General features: G+C 74.6%; 9 protein-coding genes and 1 pseudogene. 4 read left to right on the top strand and 6 right to left on the bottom strand.

What is annotated here, in order from left to right:
- The 3 genes and pseudogenes from E1281_RS31725 to E1281_RS31715 form a co-directional block, all read left to right on the top strand.
- A pseudogene (locus E1281_RS31725) lies at positions 1 to 460 on the top strand (ABC transporter ATP-binding protein); the annotation flags it as partial.
- The gene (locus E1281_RS31720; RefSeq protein WP_131883398.1) at positions 457 to 1,893 is read left to right on the top strand and encodes an ABC transporter permease subunit; all 1,437 of its coding nucleotides are present in this window, start codon (positions 457 to 459) and stop codon (positions 1,891 to 1,893) included. The pseudogene E1281_RS31725 and the gene E1281_RS31720, both read left to right, overlap by 4 nt.
- Positions 1,890 to 2,738 (top strand): ABC transporter permease subunit, encoded by an 849-nt coding sequence (locus E1281_RS31715; RefSeq protein ID WP_131883397.1) that lies wholly within the window; start codon positions 1,890 to 1,892, stop codon positions 2,736 to 2,738. Before E1281_RS31720 ends, E1281_RS31715 begins: the two co-directional genes overlap by 4 nt.
- 41 nt (positions 2,739 to 2,779) lie before the next feature.
- Here the strand turns inward: E1281_RS31715 and E1281_RS31710 are convergent, their stop codons facing one another.
- The 6 genes from E1281_RS31710 to E1281_RS31685 form a co-directional block, all read right to left on the bottom strand.
- A complete protein-coding gene (locus tag E1281_RS31710; RefSeq protein WP_165959196.1) occupies positions 2,780 to 3,307 on the bottom strand; it encodes an FxsA family protein in 528 nt (175 codons plus the stop codon).
- A 114-nt stretch (positions 3,308 to 3,421) separates the two neighbouring features.
- Positions 3,422 to 4,168 (bottom strand): polyprenol monophosphomannose synthase, encoded by a 747-nt coding sequence (locus E1281_RS31705; RefSeq protein ID WP_131883396.1) that lies wholly within the window; start codon positions 4,166 to 4,168, stop codon positions 3,422 to 3,424.
- A gap of 5 nt (positions 4,169 to 4,173) precedes the next feature.
- Complete coding sequence (gene lnt / locus E1281_RS31700) at positions 4,174 to 5,937, bottom strand: apolipoprotein N-acyltransferase (protein ID WP_243717633.1); 1,764 nt, start codon at positions 5,935 to 5,937, stop codon at positions 4,174 to 4,176.
- A gap of 556 nt (positions 5,938 to 6,493) precedes the next feature.
- Complete coding sequence (locus E1281_RS31695; RefSeq protein WP_131883395.1) at positions 6,494 to 6,907, bottom strand: hotdog fold domain-containing protein; 414 nt, start codon at positions 6,905 to 6,907, stop codon at positions 6,494 to 6,496.
- Positions 6,904 to 7,752 carry an OAM dimerization domain-containing protein gene (locus E1281_RS31690; protein ID WP_131883394.1) on the bottom strand — a complete coding sequence of 283 codons (849 nt, stop codon included), beginning with the start codon at positions 7,750 to 7,752 and terminating at the stop codon, positions 6,904 to 6,906. Before E1281_RS31690 ends, E1281_RS31695 begins: the two co-directional genes overlap by 4 nt.
- The gene (locus E1281_RS31685; RefSeq protein ID WP_131883393.1) at positions 7,749 to 9,377 is read right to left on the bottom strand and encodes a lysine 5,6-aminomutase subunit alpha; all 1,629 of its coding nucleotides are present in this window, start codon (positions 9,375 to 9,377) and stop codon (positions 7,749 to 7,751) included. The genes E1281_RS31690 and E1281_RS31685 overlap by 4 nt, the downstream gene beginning before the upstream one ends.
- 272 nt (positions 9,378 to 9,649) lie before the next feature.
- On the opposite strand from E1281_RS31685, the gene E1281_RS31680 reads away from it, so the two are divergent.
- A complete protein-coding gene (locus E1281_RS31680; RefSeq protein WP_131883392.1) occupies positions 9,650 to 10,417 on the top strand; it encodes a DUF4239 domain-containing protein in 768 nt (255 codons plus the stop codon).
- Positions 10,418 to 10,476: the final 59 nt, after the last annotated feature.

Below are 10,476 nucleotides of genomic sequence, written 5' to 3'. Positions count from 1 at the left end.
GGTGAACGGGCTGGACCCCGAGGGCATCGCCTGGATCCGGGGGCTGCTGCGGTCGCTGGCGGACGAGGGGCGGGCGGTGCTGGTGTCCAGCCACCTGATGAGCGAGCTGGAGGGCGGCGCCGACCACCTGGTGGTGATCGGGCGCGGCAGGCTGATCGCCGACACCAGCGTCTCCGACCTGCTGGAGGCCGCGTCGGGCGGGCGCGTCGAGGTGCGCACGTCCGGGCGGCAGGAGGTGATGACGGTCCTGGCGCGGGCGGGCGCGACCGTGGCCGCCAACGGCCGCGACACGGTGACCGTCGCCGGCCTGGCCGCCGAGCGGATCATCGGGCTGCTCAACGAGGCGGGGGCGGGGTTCAGCGGGATCTCCGAGCACCGCGCGTCGCTGGAGGAGGCGTACATGGAGCTGACCAGGGACGCGGTGGAGTTCCAGGCCGTCACCGGCCGGGAGGCCCCGTGACCGCGCCGGCGTCGTACCGCAGCACGGTCCAGGCAAAGGCCCGCGACGGGTTCGGGCGGCTGCTGCTGGCCGAGTGGACCAAGCTCCGCACCGTCCCCCGCTGGGTGCTGACGCTCGTGGCCGCGGTCGCGCTGACGTTGCTCGTCGCGCTGCTGACCGCCGCGGGAAGCGTGTCATCGGGCACCGGCGAGGGAACCGCCCCCCCGGCCCAGGAGGAGATCTTCGACATGGGCCACTTCACCTACCGCCCGCTGGACGGGGACGGCACCGTGGTCGCCCGCGTCACGTCGCAGCAGGGCGGCGGCGCGTGGGCGAAGGCGGGGCTGATGATCCGGGGCGGCGCCGAGCGCGGATCCCCTTACGCGGCGCTGATGGTGACCCCCGGGCACGGCGTCCGGCTGCAGACCGGCTACCGGGGCGACGGGGACGGCGGCGGGACCGGCGGCGCGCCGCGCTGGCTCCGGCTGACCCGCTCGGGCACGACCGTGACCGGGTACGAGTCGCCGGACGGCCGCGCCTGGCGCCGCGTCGGGTCGGTGCGGCTGGAAGGAACGGGACGGTCGGCGGTGGCGGGAATGTTCGTCGCCGTCCGGGACGAGATCCAGGTGGAGCGGCGATTCGGTTCCGAGAGCGTCTCCGCGGAGCCGGTCGGCACCACGGCGACGTTCGACAACGTGTCGGTGTCCCCCACCCGTCAGGGCGCGGCGTGGCGCGACCGGGGCGCCCCCGGCGGGCCCGCCGACCCCGGAGGCCACGGCCGCACGCGGTCGGGCGGCACGTTCACGCTCTCGGGGTTCGGCGACATCGGGCCCAACGAGTTCGCCCACGACGCCACCAAGACCACCTTCACCGGCGTCCTCGTCGGCCAGACCGCGATCGTCGCGCTGGCGGTGCTGTTCGTGACGGCCGAGTACCGGCGCGGGACGCTGCGCACGACGTTCGCGTCGGCCCCGCGGCGCGGCCGGGTGCTGGCCGCCAAGGGGATCGTCATCGGAGCGGTCTCGCTCGCGGCGGGGCTGGCCGCCGCGTTCGGCGCGATGCTGCTGTCCGGGCCGCTGCTGCGTTCGAACGGCGTGGCGCCCCCGCCGCTGTGGGACGCGACGGTGCTGCGGGCGGTCCTCGGCACGGGGGCGCTGCTCGGTGTGATCGCCGTGTTCGCGCTGGCGGTCGCGGTGATCGTGCGCCGCAGCGCGCCGGCGATCACGGTGGTGCTGCTGCTGCTGCTCGTTCCGCAGATCGCGGCGACGGCGCTGCCGCTGTCGGCGGCGCGGTGGCTGGAGCGCCTGACCCCGGCGGCGGGGTTCGCGGTCCAGCAGACGGTGACGCGGTACGACCAGGCGATCGGGCCGTGGGCCGGGTTCGGGGTGCTGTGCGCGTACACGGCGGCGGCGCTGGCCGCCGCGGTGTACCTGGTCAGGCGGCGCGACTCATGAGCGAAGCGAACCGGGGGGTGCGGGGGGCCTTGCCCCCGCACCGGGCAGGGGGCGGCGCGGCCCGCGCCGTGCACGCGGAGTGGACGAAGCTGCGCACGCTGCCGAGCACGATATGGCTCCTGGCGGCGCTGGCTGGGATCACCGTGGCGGCCGGCGCCGCGGTGACGGGGGCGGTCGACGTCTCGCACTGCCCGAGCCCGGCCGGCTGCCGGGAGGACACGCCGAGGCTGGCGCTGTCGGGCGTGCGGCTCGCACAGGTCGCCGCGGTCGCGCTGGGCGTGCTGGCGGTCGGCGGCGAGTACGCCACCGGGACGATCACCGCGACGTTCGCGGCCGTCCCGCGGCGCGGCACGGTCCTGGCCGCGAAGGCCGCCGTCGTCGCGGCCGCGGTGGCGGCCGCGGGGTCGGCCGGGGTGCTGGCGTCGTTGGCGGCGGGGCGGGGCATCCTGCCCGGCAACGGGTTCACCGCCGCGAACGGCTACCCGCCCCTGTCACCGCTGGACGGCTCCACGGCGCGGGCGGCGGCCGGGACCGTCCTGTACCTGGTCCTGGTGGCGCTGCTGGCCCTCGGTGTGGGCACGGTCGTCCGGGAGCAGGCGGCGGCGATCACGGCCGTGCTGGCGCTGCTGTGGATCGTCCCGGTCATCACCCGGCTCGTCGGCGACCCGCGATGGCAGGAGCGCCTCGAGAAGATCGCGCCGATGCCGGCGGGCCTGGCCGTCCAGGCGACCCGCGACCTGGACCGCCTGCCGATCGGCCCGTGGCCGGGGCTCGGCGTCCTGGCCTGCTACGCGGCGGTGGCCCTCCTGGCGGGCGGCGTCCTGCTCGCCGTACGCGACGCCTGACGCGCGGAGGGCGTCAGGCGTCGGGTGTCAGGCGCGAGGGGTCAGGCTCGGGGGGTCGGGTCGTCGTCGTGGAGGACCTCGCCGCGGACGACGGGGCCGGGCGGGGTCTCCACCCGTCCGGGGCCCGGCTCGCGGCCGAAGGGGTCGAATCCGGCGCCGCCGAAGCCGGGTGGGAACATCGTGGCGGCCCGCGCCTCGGCCGTCCTCATGCGGCGTTCGGCGAACGCCGACAGTGCCCGGCGGAACAGCGGGCGGGTGAACGGCAGCACCAGCGCGGCGGCGAGCACGTCCATCAGGAAACCGGGCATTAGGAACAGCACACCGCCGGCCATGACCAGGATCGCGTCGCCGAGTTCCCGCTCGCGCAGGACGCCGGTGCGGACGGTCTCGTGGAGCGCGCCCCAGGCGCGGCGGCCCTCCCGCCGGATGATCCAGGCACCGAGGACGGCCTGGGCGGCCAGCAGGCCCGCCGCCGGCCAGAACCCGATCATCTGGCCGACCTGGATCAGCACGTAGATCTCCAGGACCGGCACCAGCAGGAACGCCAGGACGATCAGCAGCGGCAGCATGGCTCCATCTTCGGGGTCGTCGAAAGCCTCACCCTGTACAACGCCACGACGTCCCCGTTCGTTTCCCCTGCGGCAGCCTGATTCGCGGGCGGCCGGACCAGGTCCGCGAGGGGCTCAGCGGGGCGGGCGCAGGCGGCCGGTGCGGTCGGAGACGCCCCACTGGGTGATGCGCAGTGCCGCCTCGGCCATCACGTCCCGGTTCATCTTGCTGGTGCCGTGGACGCGTTCGACGAAGGTGATCGGCACCTCCACGACGCGGAGCCCCTGCCGCAGCGCCCGCAGCGCCAGGTCGATCTGGAAGCAGTAGCCGCGCGAGTCGACGCCCTCCAGGCCGATCTTGTCCAGCGTCGCGGCGCGGAACGCGCGGTAGCCGCCGGTGGCGTCGTGCAGCGGGATGCCGAGCATCAGCCGCGCGTAGGTGTTGGCGCCGCGCGACAGCGCCTCGCGCCGCTTGGGCCAGTTGCGCACCTTGCCGCCCGGTACCCAGCGGGCCCCGATGACCAGGTCGGCGTCCTCCAGGGCCGACAGCAGCCGCGGCAGCTCCTCGGGCTGGTGGGAGCCGTCGGCGTCCATCTCGACCATGACGTCGTAGCCGTGCTCGGCGGCCCACCGGAACCCGGCGATGTAGGCGGGCCCGAGCCCGTCCTTGCCCTCGCGGTGCAGGACCCTGATCTGCTCGTCCGTGGCGGCCATGGCGTCGGCGACCTCGCCGGTGCCGTCGGGGCTGGCGTCGTCGACCACCAGGACGTCCGCCGAGGGGACGGCCTCGCGCACCCGCCCGGCGATGCCCTCGATGTTGTCCCGCTCGTTGTAGGTCGGGATGATCACGAGCACCCGGCCGAGGTCGGCTGGGATCTCCATCGGTGTCAATTCCCCTCGTTCTTCCTGGCTGACGTCCATGCCGCCGCGCAGATCGCGCCGAGCCCGAGCGCGGCCAGCACCCACTCGGGCGCGGCGCCCAGCCGGTCCGACAGCGTCGTGGACGTCCGCGCCGGGACGGTCTCGACCTGGATGTCGGGGACGAACTCGCGGGACCGGTCGATCACCCGCCCGTCCGGGGCGATGATCGCGCTGATCCCGCTGGTCGCGGCAACCAAGATCGTACGGCCATGTTCCACGGCCCGCAGCCGCGACATCGCGATCTGCTGCGGCGGCAGGCTCGTCCTGCCGTAGGTGGCGTTGTTGGTCTGCACGACCATGAGGGCCCCGGGCGCCACGTCGCGGACCTCCTTGTCGTAGGCGACCTCGAAGCAGATGACGTCGCCGACGGTGACCGGCCCGAGCCGCATCACGCCCGAGCGGGTGCCCTTGGCGAAGTCGCGCGGGATCCGCTCGAACCGCGTGATCAGCTTGGTGAGGACGTCGCGGAACGGCAGGTACTCCCCGAACGGGACGGGGTGCCGCTTGACGTAGTAGTCGCCCGGCCCGGACTCGGGGTCCCAGACGATGCCGCGGTTCTCGATCTTCTCGCCGTCGGGGGTGTCGGCGAGGGCGCCGACCAGGACCGGGACGCCGACGTCCTTCACCGCGCGGTCGATGGTGAGGTAGGCGTCGGGTTCGCTGTAGGGGTCCAGGTCGCTGGCGTTCTCCGGCCACACCACCAGCTCGGGCCGGGCGACCTCGCCGGCGCGGACCTTCGCGGCCAGTTCGTGGGTGGCCCTGGCGTGGTTGTCCAGGACGGCCTTGCGCTGGCCCTGCCAGTCCAGTCCGACGCGCGGCACGTCGCCCTGGACGACGGCCACGGTGACGGGCCGGCCGGACGTGGGCGTCGGGATCAGCGTCCCGCCGCCCACGATGGCCGCGATCACGGCGAGCGCGGCGGCGGCGGGCACCAGCGGACGCCACCGCGCGCGTGTCCGGGGCGGCTGCTCACCGCCCCCGCCCGGGGCCCGTGCGGGTTCTCCGGCGAACTCCTCCGCGGGAGCCTCGGCGGGGTCCTCTGTCCGGCGCCCGGCCGGGCGGGCGGTGCGGGCGGTGCGGGCGGTGCGGTAGGCGGCCAGGGCGGCGACGGCGAGCAGCCCGCCGATCAGTGCGGTCAGGAAGGTGACCAGGGGCGCCCCGCCGAGGGAGGCGTAGGGCGTCAGCGGCGTGGCGGTCTGGCTGAAGGCGAGCCGCGCCCAGGGGAACCCGCCGAACGGGACCCGGCCGCGGATCAGCTCCTCGCCGACCCACAGCGCGGCCGTCCACACGGGCCAGGCGGGCAGCCGGGTGACCAGCGCGGCCCCGGCGCCCAGCGGCAGGAAGTACGCGGCCTGGACGAGCGCGAGGCCGATCCACGCGTCCGGGCCGATCTTGACGATGCCCTCCAGGACGGGGATGAAGAACGCGGCGCCGGCGACGAAGCCGAGCCAGGCGCCGGTCCGGGCCTTCAGGCCGTGCAGCGCGAGGGTGAAGAGCGCGACGCCGACGGGGGCGAGGGGCGTGAGGTCGGCGGGCGGGAAGGCGAGCCACATGGTGAGCCCGGCGGCCACCGCCAGCAGGGTGCGGGGCCAGCCCGCGCGGCCGCCGCGCCGCAGGCCGCGGCCCAGGCGGGCCGCCCGGCCCGGCCGCGTCCGGGCGTCCGGGCCGCCGCCCGTCCCCGCGCCGGTGCCGCCCGCCGGCGACCGGTCCGGGAGGGTCTCCTGGGCCACGTCCCCACCTCTTCCCTCGTTCCTCCCGGGAACGCTACCGGGCCGGGGGCGTGACGGCGACCACGGCCCGGCGCGGGCGAGGCGGGGCCGGGCCGGGCCCGTGCCGGAAGCGCGTGCCGGAAGCCGGTGCCCCGGGGGCCCGCGCCGGAAGGTCCGCGCTGAAGGGGCCGCACACGGAAGAGGGCCCGCGACATCCGTCGGGCCGGAGTCGTCCCACAGGCGGTGAGAACGAGGCTCCGTTTTCTACTGGATGTCCGGGCCCTTCCCGGGTCCAACCCCCCGCGCGATCGGGCGGCTCCGCCCGGGCACGGCTCCGGATCACCGCGCTGGCTCTGGCGGGCACGATGTCGACCACTCGCGTGATCCCCGTCCCCGTCGTGGCGCGGTGCCCGGCGGCGCCTCGGGCGGCCGATCGGTGAGTCCCGTGCTGGACTGCTGCAAAACTACCGGCTTCAGCCACCTTGTCAACCGCCGCATGTTCTGCGGCGACTCCATGTTCTTCCAGTTCAGCACCATGATCGCGGTGTGCGGCGTTTTCCCGGCGGAAGATCGACGATCACCGCGCCGGAGATGGCGGGGCGCCGGGCGCGGCGACGACGACCGTTCCGGTGGCGGTGACGGCGACGACCGGGTCGGGGAGCGCCTCGGCGGCGGACTCCCCCTTGTCGGGACGCCCCCGGCACACCACGCGGGCCTCGAAGTCCATGACGCGGCTGCGGGTGCCGGCGCGGGCGAGGACGGCGGTGGTCTCCAGCACGTCGCCCGCACGGACGGGGGCGCGGAACTGGACGTCGGAGTAGGAGGCGAACAGCCCCTCGTCGCCGTCGGTGCGGATGCACAGCTCCGTCGCCACGTCCCCGAACAGCCCGAGCACGTAGGCGCCGTCGACGAGGTCCCCGGCGTAGTGGGCGTGGGAGTAGGGGATGTAGCGGCGGTGGGTGACGGTCAGCCCCTCGCGCGGGTCGCTCATGATTCGTCCTCCTGGTCGTCCGGCGGGCCGCCCGGCCGGTTTTCGCCGGGGAGCAGGGCGTGCACGAGGTAGCTGGCGACCTCGGCGGGCGTGGTGCCCTTGCCGAAGATCCGGTCGACGCCGAGGTCGCCCTCGGCGACGGTGTCGAACCGGGGGCCGCCGACGACCAGCAGCGGCCGTCCCATGCCGCCCGCCACGGCGGTCGGGTACTCGGCGTGGAAGGCGGCGGCCATCTGCTTGGTGTTGTGCAGGTGCGCGTTGCGCTGGGTGACGACCTGCGACACCAGGACGGCGTCGGCGTCCTCGGCCTTGGCGCGCTCGACCAGTTCGGGGACGGTGACCTGGGCGCCCATGTTCACGACCTGGATCTCGCGGTAGTACTCCAGGCCCTTCTCCCCCGCGAACCCCTTGACGTTGAGGATCGCGTCGATGCCGACGGTGTGGGCGTCGGTGCCGATGCAGGCGCCGACGACCACCAGCCGCCGGTTCAGCGCGCGGCGGATCGCCTGGTTCACCTCCTGCGAGGTCAGCAGCGGGTAGGCGCGCTCCTCCGGCACGGGGATGGAGGCGTAGTCGACCAGGTGCCCGACCTTCCCGTACACGATGAAGAAGGTGAAGTCGGGTCCCATCGGCTTGGCGTGGACGACGCTGGCCGGGTCCAGGCCCATCTTGGCGGCGAGCTGCAGCGCGGCGGCGTCGGCGCGCTTGCCGGCGGGGACCGGCAGCGTGAACGACATCTGCACCATGCCGTCGCCGGTGGTGTCGCCGTAGGGGCGGATCACCTGCCGCGTGTCGGCGGGCTCGGCCGGGGACCGGGTGCCGGTTCCGGGGCTCTCGACCGTCATGCGGGCACCTCCTGCTCGGCCGTTCCGGCGGCGGAACGTGCGGCGTGCGGGTCCTCGGCGTCGAGGATCTCGATGGCGGGGTTGACGTATCCCTCGGCGCGGGGGACGACGCCGTCCAGGCCCTTGCCGCCGTCGGGCGCGCGGCGGGTGACGCCGAAGGTGCCCTCGGCGATGGCGTCGAGCAGGCCGTCGCCGGCGATGCGCTCCAGCAGCTCGACCGACTCCGCCAGCACCTGCTTGGCGCGCTGGACGAGCATGCCGTCCGGGCGGGGCACGAAGTCCTCGGCGAGGTTCCCGCAGGCGTCGCGGACGTAGCGGACGTTCTCCAGCGCGAGGTCGCGGTCCGACAGCCACGGGGTGTGGATGCCCTCGGTCATCATCCCGATCAGGATGATCGACTGGCCGGTCATCACGCCGGCGAGGTTGAAGAAGGCGTCCAGCAGGTAGCCGGCGAAGATGTTGCCGGTCATGTGCTTGGTGGGCGGCATGTACTTCAGCGGCGCGGCGGGGAACAGCTCGCGGGCGAGCTGGGCGTGCGCGAGCTCCAGCCGGAAGGACTCGGGGACGGCCGGGTCGATCTCGAAGGCGTGGCCGAGGCCGAGCTGGTCGTCGGCGAGGCCGGCCTCGTGCCCGAACCGCTCGTTGAGCAGCTGGCTGACGGTCACGGTGTGCGCGGCCCCGACCGCGTCGGCGGTGGTGAGGTAGTTGTCCTCGCCGGTGTTGATGACGATGCCGGCGCGGGCGTGGATCTGCCGGGAGAAGCGCTGGTCGATGAACGTCCGGCGGGGGTTGATGTCGCGGAAGATGATGCCGTACATGCAGTCGTTCAGCATCATGTCCAGGCGCTCCAGCCCGGCGAGCGTCGCGATCTCCGGCATGCACAGCCCGGAGGCGTAGTTCGTGAGCCGCACGTACCGGCCGAGCTCGCGGGACACCTCGTCCAGCGCGGACCGCATCAGCCGGAAGTTCTCGCGCGTGGCGTAGGTCCCGGCGTAGCCCTCGCGGGTGGCGCCCTCGGGGACGAAGTCCAGCAGCGACTGGCCGGTGGAGCGGATCACCGCGACGATGTCGGCGCCCTCGCGGGCGGCGGCCTGCGCCTGCGGGATGTCCTCGTAGATGTCGCCGGTCGCCACGATCAGGTAGACCAGCGGCCGGGGCGGGTCCCCCGCGTCGGGCGGCGGCAGCCCGGCCAGGAGCCGGTCGCGCTCGGCGCGGCGGCGGTCGATGCGGGCGATGCCGCCGCGGGCGGCCTCGCCGGCGGCCTTGCGGGCGTGCGCGGCGTCGGTCCCCGACGGCAGCCGGAACGACGCCCGTCCCCGGGCGGCGGCCTGCGCGAGGTCGGCGAGCGAGGCGTACGGGCCGTTCAGCAGCGCGTCCCAGACCGGCAGGGCCACGCCGTGCTCCAGCCCGACCTGGCCGCGCACGGCGTCGGCGAGGTGGTTGGCCCAGGGGCGTCCCTCGTCATCGGCCCCGGTGAGCCCGGCCAGGCGCAGGAGCGCGCGCTCCACCGAGACGGTGGTGTGGGAGCGCGCCATCTCGATGATGGGCTCGGCCGCCCGGGCGGCGAGCCGCCGGGCGGTGCGCACCGCCTCGGGGTCGAGGTCCAGTTTTCCCTGCGGCGCCATCGCCGTCTCCCCTCACGCGCCCGCCCGTTCAGGCCGGTTCCATCAATCGTCCGCCATAGCCGGTTGGCTACAGGAGATCTTCCGGCATAGACACCCTATTTCACAAGAACTGACACCACTTCCCTGCCGTACTCCCCTCCGCGCACAGGCTGATCTTCCCTGGGCGGGCGGTCACATCACCTCCGGGTGACGTTCGAGCGAAACCGGCCGGTAGCGACCGACCGTGAATTTACACTCACCCACGGTGATTGCGGCCGCTTCCAGGGAGGAACATGATCGTTTACTGTGCCGCCGCGGCCTGCGCGGTCGCCGTGGTGATCGTGGCGAGCCGGCTGGTCCGGCGGACGCGCCACGGCATCGACGACCCCGACCCCGACGGCCCCACGACCTCCCACACGGGGGCGATGCTGTCCGCGCTGTTCCTGCTCGCGTTCGCCATCGCCATCGTCGTGCCGTGGACGTCCGCGGACGCCGCGCGCTCCAACACCTACACCGAGAGCCAGGCGATCGCCGAGGCGTCCTGGGCGGCGACGCGGCTTCCCGACGCCGACGCGCGGCACGTCCAGCAGGGGCTGCGCGCCTACGCCGACCTGGTACGCGGCTCCGAATGGAGGCTCATGAAGGACGGACGGCTCAGCCCCCGCGGCTGGGCGCTGCTGGAGGAGATGCGCCGCCATGTCACCGCGGTCGATTCCGCCTCCGACGAGCTGCTGGAGGCGCGCGGCACCGTGCTCGGCCACCTCGGCGAGATCTCCGCGGCCCGCCGCCAGCGCGCCATGGACGCCCGCACCGAACCGCCCGGCGGACTGCTCGCGGTGACCGTCGTGACCGGCGCCGCGGTCGTGCTGCTGCCGTTCCTGGCGGGCGCCCGGCCGCGCGGCATGACCCTGGTGCCGCTGTCGCTGATGGCGGCGCTGCTGGCCGCCGGGACGTACCTGACCATCGACATCTCGCACGTGTTCGGCGGGGCGATGGCCGTCGGCCCGGACGCGTTCACGGGCGTCGGCGCCGAACTGCGGCGCATCGCGGAAGGCGGGTGAGCATGCGCCGCCACCTCGTGCTGCCCGCGGCGCTCGCCGGCGCGTTCGCGTTCCCGCCC

The organism is Actinomadura sp. KC345 (assembly GCF_004348515.1).
Taxonomy (GTDB): domain Bacteria; phylum Actinomycetota; class Actinomycetes; order Streptosporangiales; family Streptosporangiaceae; genus Spirillospora.
This window is presented reverse-complemented; position numbering and strand designations above follow the sequence as displayed.